The organism is Nocardiopsis flavescens (assembly GCF_900141985.1).
GTDB lineage: Bacteria > Actinomycetota > Actinomycetes > Streptosporangiales > Streptosporangiaceae > Nocardiopsis > Nocardiopsis flavescens.
Genome location: NZ_FQZK01000043.1, coordinates 1 through 19,257, shown reverse-complemented (window position 1 = coordinate 19,257; position 19,257 = coordinate 1). Strand labels below are relative to the sequence as shown.

26 protein-coding genes are annotated in these 19,257 nt (G+C 72.3%); 21 read left to right on the top strand and 5 right to left on the bottom strand.

Going from position 1 to position 19,257, the window contains the following annotated elements; translation table 11 throughout:
• The 4 genes from BUE45_RS30310 to BUE45_RS30295 form a co-directional block, all read right to left on the bottom strand.
• Positions 1–610, bottom strand: a 610-nt coding sequence (locus tag BUE45_RS30310; protein ID WP_218619611.1) for a hypothetical protein, incomplete at its 3' end; no start/stop codon positions are given.
• Between the two features lie 242 nt (positions 611–852).
• On the bottom strand, positions 853–1,374 hold the full coding sequence (locus BUE45_RS30305; RefSeq protein WP_245833598.1) for a cysteine hydrolase family protein: 522 nt from the start codon (positions 1,372–1,374) through the stop codon (positions 853–855).
• 50 nt (positions 1,375–1,424) lie between these two features.
• On the bottom strand, positions 1,425–2,561 hold the full coding sequence (locus tag BUE45_RS30300; protein WP_143173536.1) for a helix-turn-helix domain-containing protein: 1,137 nt from the start codon (positions 2,559–2,561) through the stop codon (positions 1,425–1,427).
• Between the two features lie 133 nt (positions 2,562–2,694).
• A complete protein-coding gene (locus BUE45_RS30295) occupies positions 2,695–3,024 on the bottom strand; it encodes a GntR family transcriptional regulator (protein ID WP_073384352.1) in 330 nt (109 codons plus the stop codon).
• A gap of 116 nt (positions 3,025–3,140) precedes the next feature.
• Here BUE45_RS30295 and BUE45_RS30290 point away from each other — a divergent pair, with 116 nt between their 5' ends.
• From BUE45_RS30290 to BUE45_RS30200, 20 genes are all read left to right on the top strand, one after another.
• The gene (locus BUE45_RS30290; protein ID WP_073384351.1) at positions 3,141–3,674 is read left to right on the top strand and encodes a hypothetical protein; all 534 of its coding nucleotides are present in this window, start codon (positions 3,141–3,143) and stop codon (positions 3,672–3,674) included.
• A 51-nt stretch (positions 3,675–3,725) separates the two neighbouring features.
• Positions 3,726–4,103, top strand: coding sequence for a hypothetical protein (locus BUE45_RS30285; protein ID WP_073384350.1), 378 nt, complete (start codon positions 3,726–3,728; stop codon positions 4,101–4,103).
• On the top strand, positions 4,103–4,309 hold the full coding sequence (locus tag BUE45_RS30280; RefSeq protein ID WP_245833597.1) for a hypothetical protein: 207 nt from the start codon (positions 4,103–4,105) through the stop codon (positions 4,307–4,309). The genes BUE45_RS30285 and BUE45_RS30280 overlap by 1 nt, the downstream gene beginning before the upstream one ends.
• Entirely contained in the window at positions 4,306–4,977 is a 672-nt protein-coding gene (locus tag BUE45_RS30275) for a hypothetical protein (protein ID WP_073384349.1), read from the top strand. Before BUE45_RS30280 ends, BUE45_RS30275 begins: the two co-directional genes overlap by 4 nt.
• 192 nt (positions 4,978–5,169) lie before the next feature.
• Positions 5,170–5,337, top strand: a complete 168-nt coding sequence (locus BUE45_RS32780; protein ID WP_178378703.1) for a hypothetical protein — start codon at positions 5,170–5,172, stop codon at positions 5,335–5,337.
• A gap of 94 nt (positions 5,338–5,431) precedes the next feature.
• On the top strand, positions 5,432–5,734 hold the full coding sequence (locus BUE45_RS32210) for a hypothetical protein (RefSeq protein ID WP_073384348.1): 303 nt from the start codon (positions 5,432–5,434) through the stop codon (positions 5,732–5,734).
• Positions 5,731–5,901 (top strand): hypothetical protein, encoded by a 171-nt coding sequence (locus tag BUE45_RS32775; RefSeq protein ID WP_178378702.1) that lies wholly within the window; start codon positions 5,731–5,733, stop codon positions 5,899–5,901. The genes BUE45_RS32210 and BUE45_RS32775 overlap by 4 nt, the downstream gene beginning before the upstream one ends.
• Before the next feature lie 267 nt (positions 5,902–6,168).
• Complete coding sequence (locus BUE45_RS30260) at positions 6,169–7,260, top strand: hypothetical protein (protein WP_073384346.1); 1,092 nt, start codon at positions 6,169–6,171, stop codon at positions 7,258–7,260.
• 373 nt (positions 7,261–7,633) lie between these two features.
• Positions 7,634–7,936: a hypothetical protein gene (locus BUE45_RS30255; protein WP_073384345.1), complete on the top strand. Its 303-nt coding sequence runs from the start codon at positions 7,634–7,636 to the stop codon at positions 7,934–7,936.
• Between the two features lie 32 nt (positions 7,937–7,968).
• Positions 7,969–8,625, top strand: coding sequence for a hypothetical protein (locus BUE45_RS30250; RefSeq protein WP_073384344.1), 657 nt, complete (start codon positions 7,969–7,971; stop codon positions 8,623–8,625).
• A 32-nt stretch (positions 8,626–8,657) separates the two neighbouring features.
• Positions 8,658–9,074, top strand: coding sequence for a hypothetical protein (locus BUE45_RS30245; protein WP_073384343.1), 417 nt, complete (start codon positions 8,658–8,660; stop codon positions 9,072–9,074).
• Between the two features lie 3 nt (positions 9,075–9,077).
• Positions 9,078–9,830 (top strand): hypothetical protein, encoded by a 753-nt coding sequence (locus tag BUE45_RS30240; RefSeq protein WP_143173535.1) that lies wholly within the window; start codon positions 9,078–9,080, stop codon positions 9,828–9,830.
• Positions 9,831–9,899: 69 nt separating this feature from the next.
• Positions 9,900–10,241, top strand: coding sequence for a hypothetical protein (locus tag BUE45_RS30235; RefSeq protein WP_073384341.1), 342 nt, complete (start codon positions 9,900–9,902; stop codon positions 10,239–10,241).
• A gap of 272 nt (positions 10,242–10,513) precedes the next feature.
• Positions 10,514–12,724 (top strand): P-loop NTPase family protein, encoded by a 2,211-nt coding sequence (locus BUE45_RS30230; RefSeq protein WP_073384340.1) that lies wholly within the window; start codon positions 10,514–10,516, stop codon positions 12,722–12,724.
• Positions 12,725–13,000: 276 nt separating this feature from the next.
• Positions 13,001–13,618 carry a hypothetical protein gene (locus BUE45_RS30225; protein WP_073384339.1) on the top strand — a complete coding sequence of 206 codons (618 nt, stop codon included), beginning with the start codon at positions 13,001–13,003 and terminating at the stop codon, positions 13,616–13,618.
• Between the two features lie 147 nt (positions 13,619–13,765).
• Positions 13,766–14,371 (top strand): NUDIX domain-containing protein, encoded by a 606-nt coding sequence (locus BUE45_RS30220; RefSeq protein ID WP_073384338.1) that lies wholly within the window; start codon positions 13,766–13,768, stop codon positions 14,369–14,371.
• Complete coding sequence (locus BUE45_RS30215) at positions 14,368–14,553, top strand: hypothetical protein (RefSeq protein ID WP_073384337.1); 186 nt, start codon at positions 14,368–14,370, stop codon at positions 14,551–14,553. The genes BUE45_RS30220 and BUE45_RS30215 overlap by 4 nt, the downstream gene beginning before the upstream one ends.
• Positions 14,550–15,311: a hypothetical protein gene (locus tag BUE45_RS30210; protein WP_073384336.1), complete on the top strand. Its 762-nt coding sequence runs from the start codon at positions 14,550–14,552 to the stop codon at positions 15,309–15,311. Before BUE45_RS30215 ends, BUE45_RS30210 begins: the two co-directional genes overlap by 4 nt.
• 718 nt (positions 15,312–16,029) lie before the next feature.
• Positions 16,030–16,212 (top strand): hypothetical protein, encoded by a 183-nt coding sequence (locus BUE45_RS30205; protein ID WP_073384335.1) that lies wholly within the window; start codon positions 16,030–16,032, stop codon positions 16,210–16,212.
• Entirely contained in the window at positions 16,212–16,718 is a 507-nt protein-coding gene (locus BUE45_RS30200; protein WP_073384334.1) for a hypothetical protein, read from the top strand. The genes BUE45_RS30205 and BUE45_RS30200 overlap by 1 nt, the downstream gene beginning before the upstream one ends.
• Before the next feature lie 57 nt (positions 16,719–16,775).
• Here the strand turns inward: BUE45_RS30200 and BUE45_RS30195 are convergent, their stop codons facing one another.
• Positions 16,776–17,156: a hypothetical protein gene (locus BUE45_RS30195; protein ID WP_073384333.1), complete on the bottom strand. Its 381-nt coding sequence runs from the start codon at positions 17,154–17,156 to the stop codon at positions 16,776–16,778.
• 625 nt (positions 17,157–17,781) lie between these two features.
• Between BUE45_RS30195 and BUE45_RS33660 the strand changes: the two genes are divergently transcribed.
• Positions 17,782–19,257: pentapeptide repeat-containing protein (locus tag BUE45_RS33660; protein ID WP_245833595.1), on the top strand; the 1,476-nt coding region annotated here is incomplete at its 3' end.

Sequence of the window (19,257 nt, the reverse complement as noted above, 5' to 3'; positions counted from 1 at the left end):
GCTGGTCATCTTTCTGACCAGGCTGGTCATCTTTCTGACCAGGCTGGTCAGAGGGGGTGTCCTCGTTCGGGGCGGGCGTGGGCAGGTGCTGCCACCGTGGTGCCATGTCCGGGCCCGCCAGCGGATACCGCGGGGGATTCTTCTCGTCCTTGTCGATCCGGGCCAAGGCGTCGTAGGCGTTGCGGGAGCCGCACTCGTGGCGGGGGTACCGCCAGATCTGCATGGTGACGGCGCGGCTCTGTGCCGACTTGCCGGATGAGAAGGTCAGCGGCCGGTCTTCCGGGGTGGTGATCTGGCCTAGGGCCGCCAGGGCTCGGAGCATGCGCCGCAGGCCCGAGACCGAGGCGCACTTGGGCTCTTCCCCCAGGGCGACCGGGCCGGAGTAGACCAGGTGACGCAGGCGCTCGGGTGAGATCTTGCGTCGGGGGTTCTCGTGCCTGGTCAGGCTGAGCAGGACTCGCAGCAGGGTCTTCTCGCTGGTGCCCAGATGCGGGCACAGGTCCAGCCACTGGAGGCCCTTGGACTTGTGGTAACCGTTGCCTTCCACGGCGGCTTGGAGGGCGTACTCCTCCTGGCCGTCATCGTCGTAGCTTTGCCGGTCGTCGTTCACGGTTGTCGATCACTTCCTAGACCGACACCACGTCAGGACGCCCACACCTGGCCTCGTCCCACCCAATGGGTACGATGGCTTCAGCGTGTAGATGTGTAAGCGTCCTGGCCGGCGGTATCGGCCAATCTCATCTACTGGGGCGGGGAACCGGCGGCAACCGGGGCCCCGCCTTTCTTTGTGTGACGCTAGTGCGTCGTGGGGTTATGGGTCAGGTGACAGCGAGGGGACATCCGAGATGTCCCCTAAGAGGCCATGGGTACTTTGAAGCCCAGTTCGGTGCTCGTGGTCATCTGGGCTGCCCCGATGTTGCGGCGCATGACGAACATGCCTGCGTCATGCGCTTGGGCGCCCGCGTGAGAGGCGCATCCATCCACGATCACGATGGGGCGGACGTTGTTCTCGAACGCCCCCACCGCGGTCTGCGCAACGCAGCTTTCCGTGTCCAGGCCGACGATGTAGGCGGTCTTCCACGCGTGCCTGGTGAAGAGGTCCTTCCCCTCTGCGGTGAACGTGGTGTAGACCCGCTTGTCGAGGACGTGCGAGCGGGCCACGTAGGGCTGCAACTCAGGGACGATGTCGATCTCTGGGCTGTCCTGCATCATCTTCGACCACTGGAGAAGTCGGGTGTAGGGGCTTCCCTCGTAGTTGATGTACCGCGTCATTAGTACCGGGGCGCCAGCAGACTGCCATTGATCTACGAGATTCACCACGACCGGGATGACGTGGGCAGACGCAGGCGACACGAAGCCGTTCTGCGCGTCCACGACTACGAGTACGTCGCTGAGTCCAGGGCGCATGGCCGTGGTCCTTCCTCTCACAGGGCGCGTGTGGGAGCTGCGTCGCGAAGCAGCTCAACAGCGGTGGGGATCATTGTCCGAAGCTCTGAGGTGTCGATCACAGCGTCCCGCATGGCACGCACCTGGCGTGTTTCGGTTGGCCGTGGGCGTGTGATTCGACTGCCAACCCCCCTCAGCCATCGCCAACCGTAGATGGGGTCCACTGGCGGATCCTCCCCGGCCTCCACGGTGGTGTTGATGCTGTGGCACCAGCTCCACAAAGCCTGGCACAGGGTCTCGAAGTCGCCCAGTTCCTCGGGCTGTAGGGCCCGGTCTGCTGCTACGGGAGCGTAGGCGACGCCTGACCAGCTCGCGTAGCCAATGGAGACTCCTGGGACTCCGAAGTCCACCAGGCCGTTGTTGGCCTCGAAGCCGGTCTGCCAAGCGGTCCGTTCGGCGATCTCGGCTCCCGCCCGGAGTTGTTCCACCGTGGGGTGCCCTTGCCGGCGGAGTAGCGCAGAGGGCGTGCTCATGATGCGCACGGCTGTGTCCAGGTCTCGATCAGTCCAGGGTGACTGGGCGAGCCACCACGTACCCAGCACATACTCCGAAGAAGCGCTGATGGAGGGCCATATAGAGCGCAGGAGAGCGTCGATCCGAGGGCGATCCGTCTCGTAGCTCGTGTGACGCCAGACCGCCAGGTCAGCCAGGTTGGCGAACGTGTTCGTCTCGCGCAGCTCGGCAACGACCACACCGAACGGGAAGGCGGTTGCGTTCACCAGGGCGTGCGGGTCGTGCGGCCAAGCCAGCCTGGCACGAGCGCAGTCGACGCCGTCGATGCTGTAGGCGGCCATCTCCGGCCATCGAATGATCTGATCTGCCACGGCTGAGTCCACCCTGACCGGAACGTACTTGCGGCATGACACGACGAATTGCCCCGACCGGCTCTCGTCGGCCTCCGGTCGTGGTGCGCCGAAAAGAGCGGTCGGGGAGGTGTGCAGAACCTCGCCGATCAGCCGGCGGTAGGTGTCGGTGGGAGATTGCACCTGTCCCGTTTCGAGCCTCTTGAGGGCCTTGTCCGCAGATTCGCTGGTGATCCGGCCTTGGGAGGCTGCGGCAACACGTCGTGCGAGCTGTGCACGGGAAAGTCCGAGTTCCTGGCGGGCTAGGGCCAACGCCCTATTCGGTGTAGGGGGGGAAGACATCTTTCCTCGCTGCTGGGGACATGTGCGATGTCGGTGGTGTCCTGTCCTGTCCTCTGGGCGAACCGGCTACGCCAGGTGATGCTGGCTATATGAGATCGAGCGATCACACTGCGGGGCCCACCCGGTCACGAAGTTCAGCCAGTTCGCCTTCCACGCGCGATAGCCGACTGGTGAGCTCCTGGAGGCGCTCCTCCATGGTTGGCTCAGCAGGACCCGGCTCGGTGACGAACCAGCCAACTCCCTGCTGGGAGACTGCGCGGCCCTCATCGCGGAGCTTTTCCAGAGCCCGACGGGCCGTCACGGTGGCCACCTCGTGCTCGTGGGCCAACCGGTTGATGCTCGGGTACTTGTCCCCTGGTCGAAGGCGTCCTGAGGACAGCTCCTCTTGCAGTGCGCGGAGAACGCGCATGTACGGCTGCTGTGTCGTGCTCATGGGCTGACCTTACCTAACTAACCCATCAGAGATAAGTAGCTTAAGTGCTTGACATCGTCACTGTGCTTAGTCATGCTAGCTTATGTAAGCAATGTTGATCGAGTGGGAGGGTCCGCATGTCGGTGATCACGGAGGTCATGAAGCGCACCGGCGCTTCCCGCACCGAGATCCTCCGGGTCGCGACCCGGGGCGGCACCACCCAGGCCGACTGGGCGATCGCCCACACCATCGAGCGGCTGGGCGGCCGGCGGGCCGCGGACCTCATGTGGGGCCCGGAGCGGATCCCCACCCAGACCCCCACCGCCACGAACCCGCACGCCGAGCACGACCCGGAGATCACGGTCTACTCCGAGGACACCGCCCCGGACAGCCCGAACCGCATCGCCCCGCACCACCCCCACGACGGCGGCGAGGCCGGCCCCCTGGAGGCCCGCGCCGACCAGGCCTCCACGGTCCACGCCGACCTGGTCGACCTGACCGAGGACACCACCACCGCCGGGCGGGTCTCCCGCCGGTGGGCCTCCCCGATCGACGCGGTCCACCAGGCCGCCCGCCGCACGGTGCAGCAGCTGCTGCTCGCCCACCCCCGCACCCGCCGCCGCGCGGCCCACCGGGCCCGCCAGGCCCGCCGCCTGGCGCTGGCCGCCTGACCAGCAACACCCGCACCCGACACACCCGAAACCCACTGAGAGGGGACACCCATGTCCACGTTCATGCCTGAGCGCCCCGTCGACACCGACGCCGAGCCCGAGACCACCCCCGCCGCGCCGGTGCGGCCGATGCCCACCAAGGCCGACGCCCCCGAAATCCGCGCCATCGCGGAGGCCTACTCCGGGGACTGCATGATCGACGAGGTCACCACCACCTCCGGCGGCACCCTGGTCCGCTACGACCGCCGCTTCGGCAAAAGCCCCGCCCCCGCCCTGGAGGCCGTCGGCTACACCACCGTCGACCTGCGCAAGGGCCTGCTGCTGGTGACCGGCGCGGTCGACCAGGTCGCCCGGCTGGAGGCCCAGATCAGCGCCCTGCGGGCCGAGCGCGAGCGGCTGCTGGAGCAGCAGACCGGGGCGCCGTTCTGATGGCGCCCACCGAGCCGGTGCTGTCCCCGCTGGTTCAGGCCCTGGCCGCCGTTGACCTGGCTGACGAGGCCCGCCCGGGCGGCATCGCCGCCGGGGTCGACCAGGCCGCCGGCCTGATCCGCACTCACGTCACCGCCTGGTCCACCGGGGTCGGCGCCGATGTCGTCCCCCTGCCGAGCAACACCACTGAAGGAGCCGCCGCATGAGGTTCACCCACCGCCGGTGCCAGCAGGAGCTGGACCAGGCCTATGCCCTGCTGGACCGCCGGGAGGAGGAGCTGGAGGCCACCACCGGGGAGCTGGTGGAGCGGCGCCACACCACTGTCCTGGTGGAGGTGGAGCTGGGGCACCTGCGGGAGCGGGTGCGGGCCGCCGACGCCCAGGACCGGGAGCGGTGCCCGGAGAACCAGGGCCACTCCCTCTCCCTGGGGATGCAGGTCGACGAGCTGGAGCGGCAGGTCGCCGAGCTGGAGGCCGAGCTGGGGACGTGGCGCGAGCACGCGGAAGGGCTGGCCGGGGAAGTGCTCGCCTACCAGCGGGCCGAGAGCGTGCTGGCGGGGCGCCGGCGGCGGGTCGCGGCGGCCGCGCTCGATGACGCCGCCGAGCGCCCCGCCCACCCGCAGTCGGCGCACCAGGCCACGGTGGCGGCCGCCATCGCCGCGATGCCGCTGGCGTACTTCGACCCCGAGGTCGTCTGCGACGTCGGCTACGGCCGGCCCCGGTGGCTGGTCGACGGCGAGGTCCTCGGCCCCTACGGCACGCCGGAGCGCGGCCGGGATCAGATCGCCGCCCGGTACGGCCTCACTGACGCCGAGCTGGACGCGATCGAGGCCGCGGCCCGCGCCCAACTCGCGGCGGAGGCGGAGGCGGCGTGAGCGAGGAGCACCAGGCCCTCATCGCTGTCGCCGTGCTGGTCCTGGTGCTGGTGGTCGCCGCCCCGGTGGCGGCCGCCCGCACCGCCCGCTGAACCCGCCCCTGGGGTGCCCGTCCCCACCAGCCCGCCGGGCCGGTGGGGTCCGGGGGACCACCAGGGTCCACCACTGCAAACCCCCACGTCAGGAGCACACATGGCCTCGCAGGACAACAGCACCGGCAACGTCACCGATAGCACCGCCGCCCAGCTGCGCGACAACCACGGGATCCTCACGCTCGGCGGGACCGCGACGTTCTCCGGTACGACGGTCGTCGGCGACAACGCCAACGTCACCATCACCAACGGCGACGAGAAGAAGTAGCCGCCCGCCCCACCTGGCCTCAACAGATGAGCCCGCCCGGGCTGTACCCCGGGCGGGCTCTGCACATCCATCCACCCTGAAATGGAGAAACGGAATGCGCAAGAACGAGCCTACCCGTCTGGTCGCGACCCCCGCGGTGCGCGGCTGCCAGCGGTGCGACTGGGAGATCTGGTCCGACTCCGTCGTGGTAGCGGAGCTGGAGCAGGCCGCCCACCGGGTCGAGGCCCACGCGTCCCTGCCCGAGCGCCTGCGGATCCAGCACCTGGTGGCCTACTACCGGGAGCTGCTGGGGGCCCTGCCCACCCGGCTGCTGGTCCTGGCCGTGCACCACGTCCTGGACGGGCCCGCCCGCTCCCCGCTGGCGCTGACCGCCCACATCCCCGGGGAGGCGGCGTGACGCACTCCCCGATACCCCTGGCGGGCCTGGCCCTGATGCTCCTCGCTCTGGGCGTGCTGTCCTTCGAGGTCGGGGTGCTGGCCACCCTGGCCGCCGGCCTGGTCCTGGCCGACGACGCCGAGACCGAGGACCTGGTCGAGGACGCGGGGGTGGACCGGTGCTGCTGATCCGGCTCCTGCTCCTGCGCGGCCACGCCCCCCGCTGCTGCGCCCAGCCCATGGACTGGGACGTCATCCGCGCCTCCTACGTGTGCGGGTCCTGCGGGGCGGCCCGGTGATCGGCACCGTGCTGGGCCTGGCCGCGCTCGCGGTGGCCACCGCCACGACCGGTGTGCTGCTCGCGGTGGCCGGCCCCAGCGTCTACACCGACCGGCCGCTCCCCGCCCCCCGACTCCGCCTCCGCTTCTTCCGACGTGCCTCGAGGAGGGCTGACCGATGAACACCACCCCGACCGGGCCGCGCACGCGGCCCCTGCTCATCGCCGCGACGATCCCGTCCGTGCTGTCCCTGGCCTGGACGGCCTGGTCGGTCGCGGACATGATCCCCGCCCCGCTCCCGGTCGCGCTCGCGGCTGGGATCGCCCTGGACGTCGCGCTGGTCGCGGCGGTGGCGATCGCGTGGGTGGCGCCGGCCATCGCCCGGCCCGCCCAGATCGCCTCCTGGGTCATCGCCGCCGTGGCCGCGGCCGCGATCGCGCTCCACTCCTGGTCGATCTCCCCGGCGCTGGCCCTGATGGCCGCGGTGCCGCTCATCTCCAAGGCGCTGTGGCACCTGGCCCTGTCGGCGAAGGCCGCCGGGGACGCCGCGGAGGCCGCGGCCGCGGCCCGCGCCGCCGAGCAGGCGGCGGCCGAGCGCGCCGAGGCCGACCGCAAGGCGGCCCGGCTGTCCACGGCCCTGACCGAAGAGGAGGAGGCGGAGCTGGCCGGTCTGGAGCGCCAGGCCGCCTACGTGGCGGCCAAGGCCGACAAGCAGGTCGCGCTGGCCGACGCCCGGGCCCAGGCGGAGCAGCGGCTGCGCCTGGCCGAGATCGAGCGCGACGCCCAGACGCAGATGGCCACCGACGAGGCCACGGCGCAGATCTACGTGCGCCGCGCCGAGCTCGCGCACCGGATCCGTCTGGCCGAGCCCGTGTACACCGCGACCGAGATCGGCCCCCGGGTGCCCGACGACCCCTCCGGGCTGGAGGGCCTGCCGCCCGCCAGCGGCACTCCGGTGGCGGGGTTCGGGTTCCCCCAGCACGGCGCCCGCCCGGCGCGGGGCGCCTCCCCCGCTGACCTGCGGGTGCCCCCCGGTGCCCCCTCCGGCGCCTCCCCGGCCGCCCCCGGGGGCGCCCCCCGCGTGGAGGAGGCCCTGAGCGGCCCGCAGCGGCTGCTGGCCTACGTCGCCGACGCCGGTGGGCAGGCCACGGTCAAGGGCGCCGCGCGGGAGATGGGCGTGCACCCGCGCACCATCCGCCGCTACCGGGAGCGCCTGGTCGAGGCCGGCCACGACGTGTCCGCCCTGGGCACCGACCCGGCCGACTCCTGACCCGCCCCACGGCGGCAGGGGCACCCGTCCTGACCTGCGGGTGCCCCCTGCCGCCCTTCACCGCGCCCCCCAGGGGGCGCCTCCCCGCCTGCGGCGGGTGAGCAGAGCCACCCGGCCCGGCGGGCCGGGTGGCTCTGTCCACCACTCCGAGGACGGGTGCGCTGAGACCACCGACGCCGCCGGGCCCGCCCGGATGAATCGGAGGCCTTCCGACGCCCGCCACTGCCCCCTGTCCGCCCCCGACCCGCACGAGGAGGAGTCGATTCACCACCGATTCCGTTTCCCGCGCGCCCCGCCCGGCGGGGCGCCGGTGGGGCCGCCGCAGCCCGGCTGCGGCGGCCCCACCCCGTGTCTGACCAGGAAGGAGAGCCCGATGCCACCGATCCGCCATCGCCCGCGGGTGCACCGCTGGCGCGAGGACACCAGCCAGGGCGAGGCCTGGTGCTACCAGGTGCGCTGCGAATGCGGCACCGAGTTCGGCGAGTACTACGCCGAGCGCCTGGCCGAGACCGAGCGCGCCGAGCACCGGATGGCCGTGGCCCCGCCCCGCGAGCAGCGGTGCCGCGACCCCAAGCGCCACCGGATGCAGAGCTGGGACCGGTGCTGCGTGTGCGCCGACCAGCTGCCGCTGCCCGGCATGGAGGACCCGGCCGCCCTGGCCGGGAACCCTCGCTGAACTGCACATTCACACACTGATGGGAGGGGCCGATGGTCCCGCTGAACACCACCACCGGCCGCCCCTTGGGGGGCGGCCGTCGTCCCGAGGACGCGCCCACCCCGCCCTGGGGACAGCCGGCCGCGTCCCGCCCCGAGCCCGCCCCGGTGCCCGAGCAGGCCGTCCCGGCGGCCCCGGCCGGGCTGCCCGAGGCGCTGGCGGCCGCGGTCCTGGGCCCCCAGGCCCCTGCCACGGCGAAGCCGAAGGCCCCGGCCGCCCCGGCGGCGCCGGCGCCCGCTCCGGAGCGGGACCAGGGCGCCAAGCCCGAAGCCTCGCGGGAGGCCGCCGCCGGCACCGATGTCCCCGACACCCCGCCCCAGACGGAGGAGACGGCGTTGGTCGCCGTGGAGAGCCCGAGCGCGGCCGACGCCGCCCGCGCCATCACCTGGCTGGGCGTCACCTTCCGGCCCCCCGACGTGTGGCGCGAGCGCCAGCCGTCCCTGAAGGAGGAATGGGAGTTCGTGCTCAAGGGCGACCACCTGCCCGAACAGGGCCTGTGGCGGGCGGCGGCGCGGGGCTACGCGGCCCCGGCGATCGCGGTGATCACCGCCCTGCACGTCCTGGTCTGGGTGCTGCGGTCTCCGGCCCGCCACGCCACCGCCTGGGCGGTCCTGGCCCTGGTCCTGGGGTCGGCCGCTTTCATGCTCTGACCTGCACACACCTCACCTGAAAGGAGTTCTCCATGTACACCATCGGCGCCGCGCTGTGCCTGTCGCTGTTCTGGTTCCTGCGCAAGAAGGCCCACTGGTCCATCTCGGCGTTCTTCGCCGTCGCCGGGGGCGCCCTGTTCGCCTTCTCCTTCCTGGGCGGATGGGCCACCGACCTGATCATGTGGATCCTGGGCTTCGCCCTGGGCCTGTTCCCTGAGGCGATCTCCCCTGCTTCCGCCCTCGCTGCGATCGCGGTGTTCTTCCTGGTCATGGTCGCCATCGACGTGTGGAACGACCGCCGCCTGGACCAGCACGGCCAGTGGGCGGCGATCTGCCTGCCCGTGGTCATCCTGGCCGCCGGCGGGTCCGTGGGCGGGGTCGGCGGCTCCGTCGTCTCCTCCCTGGCCGGCGCGGGCACGTCGATCTTCGGCCCGCTGCTGGGGTGGTGACCAGTGGAAATGCTCATCCTGGCCGCCGTCGCGGCCTTCTGGGTCAAGAACGCCGCGTTGGACTTCGGGTCCCTGGCCACCGGCAAGACCCCGCCGTCCCACGCCTACCGGATGGCGAAGCTGCGGGAGAAGGCCGCCCGCGAGCGGCGCCGCCTGGCCGCGGACCCGGACCTGCGGGGCGGGCTGGGCATGGTGGCCCGGCACTGCTGGCTGGACGCGTGTGAGGACCTGGACACCTGGCGGGCCAACCGCCGGGCATCCCGGCCCGAGCGCAAAGCCGCACGTCAGGTGAAGCAGGAGCAGCGCCGCGGGTTCACGGCGCGGTGGGGGTGGCGCCCCTCGGACCCGATGCCCGAGGACGTGATCGACGCCGAGATCGTCGACGAGGACACCACCTTCACCCCCGACGCCCCGCCGCCCGGGGCGGCCACGGGCGGCGCCGGGCGGGCCCGGCCCCACCCGGGGCCGCGGCGCGCCGCGCGCACCACCACCAGCACGACCACGACGTCGTCGTCCACGGTCACCGAGGAGACCACCGCCCCGGGGGCCGACGTCGTGCTGCTCACCCCCGACGAGGAGACGGTGCGGCCGCCGCTGCCGCACCGGCGCATGGTCCTGATGACCATGCTCGCCTCCGCCGGCTACGCGCCCGACACCGAGGCCATCGGCCGGATGGGCGAGACCGAGGTCGACGGCGCGATCACCGCGCTCATCGCCCACGAGCGCGCCACCCGCGGCGCCGCGCACACCCCCTGACCAGTACCGGTTCCCCGGGGCCGGACCGATCCGGTCCGGCCCCGACCCATCCGATGGAGAGGATCCACGATGTCGAACACCACCGCTGTGGCCACCAGCGCCGCCAGCACGCTGCGCTACTCCGACGCCTCCGGTCTGGACGCCCACGCCCAGACCATCACCGGCGTCGGCTCCCTGGTCCAGCAGGCCAACCAGATGCTGGAGATCGTCGAGGCGCAGATGCGCGCCGCGGACATGGGCGAGTCGGTCACCTCGGAGCTGGCGGTGCTGCGGGACCTGGGCACCGCCTACATCACCCAGGCCATCAAGGCCCGCGCGGTCCTGGAGCAGGTGAACCGCCAGGTGCAGGAGGCCTACGAAGCCAGCCGCGGCGAGGCCGCGGACAAGGGCTACCAGCTCGGCGGCCGGTAGCGCCGGCGCCGTTCCCGGGCCGCTCCCGCGTGCGGGGGCGGCCCCCTTCACCCCGTTTCGGTGACGGAACGTGATGAGGCATCGGTGAGGCGTTCTCTCACGATGTCTCATGACGTTCGCCCCCGAATGCGAAGAATCCACCGATTTTCGGTGAGGCAAACCCCCGCCCCGGGCCCGCAAACCCGGGCCCTCGGTCGGGGTGAGGCAACGACACAACCCGCCCCGGACCCCCGGCGCGGACACGCAAAGTCACCAGTGAGAGGAGGGCCGTCGTGGCCCGCAAGTCGAAGAAGAACCCCCCGCCGACCGCCCCGGCGGGCCCGGTCCCGGGGTCGGCCTCCCTGCCGCCCGAGGTGCTGGCCGCCCTCGGACACCCCGTGCGGGAGGAGCCGCGCACCCTGGAGCCCGAGGGGGTGGGCGCGATCCTCGCCGCCGGGTGGAAGATGGCGTTCCGCCCCGGCGAGGGCTCGCTCCGGGTCCACATGCGGGCCCAGTTCTACCCGTGGAAGGTCGGCGCGACGATCCTCGCGGCCGGGGCGGTCGCCGCCCGGGCCGCGGAGGTCTCGGCCACCCACGGCCTCATGCTCGCGCTCGCGTCGGGCGCCGGGGCGTGGGCGGCGCTGAAGGTGCTGTCCACCGTCAAGGCCCGCCGGTGGCGCGCGACGAAGCTCGCCTCGGAGTGGGCCGAGGTCGACCCCGCCCACGCCCGCCTGTGCTCGGCGACCGCTGGGGTGTGGCTCATCGCGGTCATCCTCATCTCCCCGTCCACCCTGGCCGCCTGGTGGTGGGCGGGCCTGGTCGGCCTGCTGGCCCTGCTCGCTCTCGGCAGCCGGTTCTGGGCGCACCACCGCATCCCCCGGGTCCTGGCCGCGGCCGAGCAGGAGTTCGCGCCGCCCCCGCCGCCCGGGGAGCACCCCATCGCCCGCCAGTGGCGCACCACCGTGGCCTCCTCCCAGGGGCCGCTGCCTGGCACCAAGCTGAGCGACCTGACCGAGCAGCCCTACGGGGTGCGCGGCCGGCTGCACCTGGTGCGCGCCCGCCAGACCATCACCTCCGTGCGGGCCGCGATCGGCTACATCGCCACCGGCCTGGGCGTGTCGGAGGCCGACATCCTCATCGAGCACACCGAGCCCACCGAGGAGCACCCCAAGCCCGACTCCTCGATCCTGGACATCAAGATCGTCACCGTCGGGCTGCTGTCCGAGAAGGTCCCGCTGGAGGCCGGCCGCCTGGACATCGACGGCGGCCAGGTGCACATCCGGCTCGGCCCCTACGCCGACGGCGACGGCCAGGCCCGCTACCGCCTCTACACCGACGACTCCATGTGGAGCGGTTTCGTCGCGGGGTCCACCGGGTCGGGCAAGTCCGGGCTGATCGACGCCCTGGCCCTGGGCGCGTGGGAGACCGGGTCGACCGTGGTCCTGTACCTGGACCCCAAGAACGGCGGGTCCTCGCCGCGGATCTTCGACCGGGCGCACTGGGCGGTCCCCAACGACCCCGCCACGTGGGACCGGCTGCTGTCCGGGCTGGTGGAACTGGTCGAGGCCCGCGGCCTGGAGAACTCGGCGCGTCTGAAGACGTCGGGGTTCACGCCCACGGCGGAGCGGCCCGGGGTGCTGGTGATCGTGGACGAGTGCCACGCCGTCATCACCGCCGACACCGCCTACCGGTGGGGCCGCATCGCCCGCGAGGGCCGCGCGGCCGGGGTCGCCCTGGTCCTGGCCTCCCAGATCTACGGCCTGGACTCCTTCGGCGGGTCGGATGCGGTCCGGGCCAACGTCACCTCGGGCAACACGGTGGCGTTGAGGGTGTCGAGGAACCAGGCGTCGATGATCGCCGACATCACGTTGGACCCCTCCGCGCTGCCCAAGATCACCGGCGTCGGCCTCACCGCCGAAGGCCGCGACGTCGCCTTCCGGGCGGCGTGGGCGCCCCACGAGACCACCGCCGCCCTCATGGACGCCGCCCTGGAGGGCGCCCCCCAGGAGCTGGACGCGCTCGCGGCCGGCGCCCTGGACGCCGGATCGGGGGGCCTGTACCGGCGCCGCCACGAGATCGCCGCCCAGCAGGTCGCCGACGCCCAGGAGCGCCTGGCCGCCTACGAGGCGGGGCGCACCCCCAGCGCCCGCCAGGCGACCGCCCCGCAGGTGGCGCTGGCGAACTTCGTCAACCCGTCGCTGGAGAACCTGCCGGCCTCGATCGACCCGGCACTGCTGAGCGACGCCGACCTGGGGCTGGGGATCCTCGCCGAGGTGGGCCGGGACCCGCACGAGCGGCTGCTCGCGGCGTGGTCCGGGGCGGCCCGCGCGGTCCTGCAAGTGCTGATCGAGCACGGCAGCCTTCGCCGCGGCGAGATCGAGCAGCAGGTGATGGAGGCCGAGCAGTGCTCGCGGGCCACGGTCGCCCGCGCGATGGAGGACCTGGCCGAGTCCGGGGCCATCGAGGCCCTGCCCAAGCGCAAGGGCTGGCAACTCACCGCCTGACCACCACGCTCGGTCACCACGCGGCCGGGTGAGGCAACCACCGCATTGCCTCACCCGGTTACCACCCGAGTGCGAAGAATCCACCGATTTCCGGTGAGGCAAACCCCCGCCCGGGGCCCGGAAACCCGGTGCCTGGGGCGGGGTGAGGCAACGACACAACCCACCCCGGGCCCCGGCGGGGCCACGCACCGTCGCCGATTCGGTGAAAGGTGCCCGGCGCCGGCGGGCGGCCCCGCACGCTGAGAACCCGCCCGACCCCGAGCAGAGGAGCCTGCCATGCCCGACCCGCACCCGCCCCTGGAGGGCACCGTCGCCGCGATCCACGCCGCCCTGGCCGAACCCGGGGTGCACTGCCGGCCCACCGGCGGGGGCGGGCACGTCATCGAGTTCACCGAGACCGCCCTGGTGGCGTTCGTGGCCGACCAGCGCGCCGCCGCCTGGGACGCCGCCCTGGCCACCACGACCCCCACCGGGCAGGACACCGGCGACGGTGAGACCACCAGCGCGGTGGAACAGGCCGTGGTGGACCTGCTCCGCAACGGGCCCCGGGCGCGCGGGGAGATCGACCGGGCCGTCATGGACGGAGCCGGGTGTGCCCGCGCCACGGTCTCCCGCGCCCTGGACGCCCTGACCCGCCGCGGCACGCTGGCGCCGCTGCCCGGCCGCAAGGGCTGGCACCTGACCTGCCAGGCCGAACACTCCTCTGCCGCCACCGCGGTCCTGGAGGCGCTGGGCTCGCAGGGGCCGATGACCACCACCGCCCTGCGCCAGATGCTCACCGGACGGCCCGGCTGCGGGGCGACTTCCGTGGACGAAGCCCTCAAGGCCCTCTCCGACAAGGGAGTGATCGCCAAGGCCCATGACTCCCGCAAGGCCCCCTGGGCCCTGACCTGACCGCCTTCCCGTGCGTTGGCCCTGGCCGCCGCCCCGCTCCCGGGGAGGCGGCCGCCGGGGGGACCGCACGGTCCACGAACACAAAACGGCCCGCCCCGAGCTACCAAGGACCGGGCGGGCCGCACCCCATAGAGAGGCACCACCAGTATGACCACGCACGACACCACCCCGACCACCACGACCGGCCGCCCCGCCAAGCGCTGCTGCGGCACGTCCGTGGGCGTGCTGATCACCTCCCCCGCCGGCCTGGTCATGGTCACCCGCGGATGGTGGCCGCTGGGCACCGCCCCGGTGGCCGGCCACGTCAAGGACGCCCACACCGGCGTCGCCGACGCCCTGGTCGCCGAGGTGAAGGAGGAGGTCGGGCTGACCGTGGTCGGGGCGCCCCGCACCCTGTGGCGCGGCCACCTGCCCAACCTCTGCGCGTCCCTCCCGGCCGTGCCGGTCGCGGGGCACGCGTGGGAGGTGGCCGAGGTGTCCGCCGAAGGCGAGATCACCCCCGCCCCCGGGGAGACGCGGGGCGCCCGCGTCTATACCTGGGCGGAGGTCGCCGCGCTGGCGGCGGTGACGCTGACCCACTACCGGGCGGGCGGCACCCCCGACACCCAGCCGCACGCCTCCCTGGAGGCCGTCTGGCTCCGGCTCCTGCGGGAGGCCGGGTACCTGCCGTGGCTGACCCAGGACGACCTGGCCCTGGCCGAGACCGCCTACGCCACCCCGCCCGGCGCGTACTGGCTCGGAGGCCGCCCGTGAAGCCCCGCATCACCGCCGACCGACTGGCCCGCTCCCCGGAATGGGAGGCCGCGCTCCGCCGCCAAGGGCTGCGGCCCCCGCCCGGCACCGGCCGGGGCGCCGCCCGCCTCCGCGGCGCCGTCCTGCGCCACGGCGAGGACCCCCGCTACACCACCGACCAGAGGAAGGACGCCCCACGATGACCACCGCCACCGAGAAGACGACCGTGACCGCCCTCCAGACCCACCCCGAGGTGGCCCGCGCCCGCGCCGCTCTCCAGCGCACCCTGGACGACCCCGCGGCCGGCGCCGCCCACGCCCCGCTGGCCCGGGCCGCTGACGCGCTGGAGAGCGACCCGACCCTGGTCCTGACCCGCGACGGACAGTACCGGTGGGACTGCCTGTCCGAGCTGCTGCGCCAGCACCGGCTCCTCGCCCGCCAGGCCGCCCTGGCCCGCGCCGGCGGCCCGGGCAAGGTCAACCCGCAGGCCCCGCGGGAGCTCGACGCGCTGGTGGTCCGCATCGACCAGCTCGTCGACCAGATCACCGCCGCGGCCCGTCCCGACTGGGACACCCCCGCCCACCGGGCCGCCCTGGCCGAGACCGTGCTGCCCGCCGACCACACCCTGGCCACCATCGCCGCCGCGCTGCGCTCGGCGGCCGGCCCCGCCACCGCCCTGGCGCCGGACCACCCGCGGGTGCGGGAGCTGCTGGCCCTGGCCGACCGCATCACCGGCGCCGTCCCGGCCCGGCGCGAGCACACGCTGGAGCTCTTGGAGGCCCGCAAGCTCCAGGACCGCATCACCGTGGAGACCGCCGACAGCCAGGTCGTGACCGGCCTGCTGCTCGACTACAGCGACCACCACCTGTGGCTGCACCGCCACGACGTCGAAGGCGTTGACCGTGACACGCCCTGGAGGGCCCCGCTGGGGCGGGTGGCGGCCCTCACCGGCGCCCCCTGACACGCCGCACCGCCAAGCCCCTGCGCCCGGGACATCCCCGGGCGCAGGGGCTTTTCGCGTGTCCGGGCCAGGGGCGCCGTCAGGGACTCGACAGGCGGCACGGTGGAGTGATCTGCGTCTCATCGCGATCCTCGCGAGGGCGTCGCCCCGGCACGGGAAGACGCCCTCCAGGCGACACCGAAGGCCCACCGGCTCCCGATCCGCCTCCACCACAGAGCGGACCGCTTCGGGTCGTGGGACGAGCACCCACCCAGACCAAGGGGGACATGCTCGCAGCAGCGACAGGGCGTTTTCTACCGCCCATCCCGGTGCTGATCCATACGCTAGGCCTCTAGGGGGTACTATTCCAAGCTTTTTCAACACAGTCGAACGAAAGAGAACTTGATTGAACACCTTTGAACGGAACTCAATAACACCGGGCGGGGGGTGAAAAAAGCATTTCAAAAAAGAATGGCCGGGAATGGATGTTGCAGGTGGGGTCTGTGTCCGGATCGGCCCCGGGGGCGCCTGAGCAGCGAAGGCGCCGCGCGGTGCGGCCGCCGTGGGGTGCGGCGCGCGGGTGGTTCGCCGGGGGCGGTGCCAGCGGGATTGGTGTCCCTGTCCTTTCCCGAAAGCGGGCGCTAGGGTGGAACGCAGCGGCGCATCGGAGAATCCACCACCTCGACAATGCGCCGCCCAGGTACCCACCCAGACCCCAGGGGAAAACATGAATCCCTGCATGAATTCTCACCCCTATCTCGGCCGCGCGGTTCTCCTCGTCATCATCACCGTCTTCGTCTGTGTCCTGGTATGGCTCGGGCAGGAGCTGGCCGGGGTCGTCATGGCCCTGGGCAGCGTCTCGGCCGCCGTCTTCGCGATGAGCTCGGGCCAGCAGGCCGCCGCCCCCAAGGCGGGTGCCTGATGACGGCCCTGCCCGTGGAAGCCGTCGTGCTCGACACCGACGCCGATGCCCAGCGCCGGCACCAGGGCGACGTGCACGTCCACGGCGGGACGGTCGCCCTGGGCATGGCCAGGGAGCACCAGGGGGACGTGCACGTCCACGGGGGCACGGTCACCTTCGGCGACCCGCCCCCCTGGCGGGAGTACTCCGGGGCGGCCCCCGACGCCCCGGGCCACGACTTGGCGCCCGACCCCCTCACCGCCCGGACGGCCGCCGACCTGATGGAGCTGCTGCGCGAGTTCCGCATCTGGTGCGGAGAGCCCTCCTACCGGCAGATGTCCGCCCGGTGCGAGGGCGCCTACAGCCCCTCCAGCTTCTGCATGGCGATCAACAAGCAGACGCTGCCCACCCAGCAGATGCTCATCGTCCTCGTCATCGTGTGCAGCGGGAACGAAGCGGCGATCAGGCCGTGGCTGACGGCCTGGCGAAGGATCAAGCTGCACTCGCGCCGCCAGCGCGCCGTGTAGGCCGGTATCGCCGAGCCCTGCTCCCCCGTGCCCCCGGGGAGCGGGGCTTTTCTTGTGTCAGGGGCCGGGAGGCCACTCGGTGAGCAGGTCCGGGCCCACCTGTTCCAACAGCCGGAGGTCCTCGGTGGTCCCCAGCAGGGTCGGGTACCGGCGCGCGCCCAGCACGATGATCGCCAGCTCCGCCGGGAGGACGCCGGCCACCGCGGCCGGGCGCACCACCTCGCCGACCTCCAGGGCGCGGGGTTCGCGGCGGAGTGTGCGGGCGTCCAGGACCGCCGAGCACACCGCCCAGCTGATCCTCGCCGCGGCGAGGGGGTAGCGGGCCAGGCTCGGTGCCTCCCGCAGCAGAGCCGGGAGTGCCCCGTGGTCGGACACCCACGCGGACCGGGCCTCGCGGTGGGTGCGGCCGTAGGGCGGCGGCGGGTCGGGGAGGGACATGGATGCCATGTTCGCAGGCCAGCTTGATCGCCCGGTCGTCCTCGCGGGACAGGACCGTCTTGTGGACCTTCTGGAGTTCGCCGAGGCTGCGTGCGCACTGGCTCCGGCTCGGTGGCGGTCGATCGGAGGGCGCGCGAACCAAGCGTGAGCGGTGTGGCCGAGTGCTCGGTGGCCGCCTGCGGCCACCCCGTTCCCCTCACTCGCCCCGGCCGTGATGATCGCTGCCATGAGGAAGATTCTGGGGTGGGTGGTGGCCGTGTCGGCCACGGTGTTCGTGGGCGGCGGGCTGCTGATCGGGGCGTGAGGAACAACGGAACAGGATCGTGCGCTAAGCGTTTGCCCTGGTGAGTTTCGGTTTGACCGGCTATGAATGTTGGCGGTCCGGCGGGTGCGGCCGCGGGGTGCCCGTGCGCGCCGGGCGGTGTCCGGGGTTCGGTGGCCACCGCGGCGGACCGGACTCCGTTTCCTAAACAGCACCTCCATCCGACCCTCCGAGCGGGAGGTGCCTTTTAGGAAAATCGGGGCCCGATGCTGCCCTTCTTCTCAAGGTTGGGGTTGGGGCGTTCACTGGCCGGATGCGGCGAATCCGCCCCGCCCCGAGGGCGGGCGGCATACCGTGGCGGCCATGCCCTCCCCTACCCCCTACTTGAAGGCAACGCTTGTCTTCGTGGTGGCGTTGACCGCCCTGGCGTTCTTCATCTGGCTGCAGGCCCCGCTGATGGGCGTGCTATTTGCTGGCCAGGTGGTGTTCTTCAGTTCATTGGCAGACCGTTGGAAGGTAGTGGTTGCCCTCGCCCTGGTGGCGGTGTCCGCTGCGGTGGTCATCACCTGGCTGCCTGACCTGCTGCCCGATCTACTGCTGTCCACCCTGCCGCTCGGCGCGCTGGCCATCGTTTACCTGGTGTCCAGGACTTCATTGGCAGACCGTTGGCAGATGGTGGTTGCCCTCGCCCTGGTGGCGGTGTTCGCTGCGGTGGTCATCACCTTTTTGCCCGATACGAGGCTCTTCATTCTGCTGTTCGGCACGCTGTTCGGCGCGCTGGTCATCGTGCAGATAATGGATCCGGTCTTCTTTGCCATCCGCCAGCAGGCGGCGTTCGCCTTCGCCGCGATGGCCGTGTCCGGCCTGGTGTTCATCACCTGGTCCCCACTCCTCCATTTGCTTACCCGGCTGTCCGACCTGCCGTCCCGCCTGGTCAACGTGCTGCCGCAGCCCTTGGCCGATCTGGTGCCCCGTGACCCGCCGATGGAAAGCCTGCTCTGGGCGCTGGGTTTCGCCTGTGCCCTGGTGGCCGCGGTCTTCGTGGCCAGCCCTTCAGACCGTAGGCCGCGCCTCCAGCTGGGGGGGTTGATTCTCGCCGCCTGGACCGTCGCGAGCCTCGCCGTGGCGGTCATCACGCTCCTGATCTGGCATGCGCTGGGCGCCCCGCCCCTGGAACCCGTCACCGAGCTCTCGCCTCGGGACGTGAACTCCATCGCCACCCGCGCCTTCGCCGTCATCGCCGGCCTGGGCGGTGTAGCCCTGCTCGTGATCTCCTACCGCCGCCAACGCACCACCGAGGCCGACGGCCAACGCGCCGAGAAAGCAGCTGGGCGCGAAGACACCAAACTGTTCAACGAACGCTTTACCACCGCCTACACCGAGCTGGGCAGCGAGCACGCCGCCGTACGCTTGGGCGCCGTCCACGCCCTGGCCCGTGCGGCCGACAACGCCCCCACCGGGCGGGATACACAGATGGTCATCGAGGTGCTGTGCGCCTACCTGCGCATGCCCTACACCCCCGCGCCCGAGGAGCCGGCCAAGAACGCGTCCAAAGCCAAAAAGGAGGAGCACCGCGAGCGAGAGCTGGAGTTCGAGTCCTTCCGGGAGGTGCGCCACACCGTCATCCGCATCATCGGTGATCGTCTACGTGAGGTCACCCGCTGGAGGAGCCAGGACTACGACTTCACCGGTGTCGTCTTCGACGGCGGCGACCTGACCGGGGCCAATTTCCACTTCGGGAAGGTCTCCTTCCGCAAGGCCAGGTTTACCAAAGGGACCATGGACTTCTCCGGAGCCGAGTTCGACGGCGGAACGGTGGACTTCTCCGGAGCCGAGTTC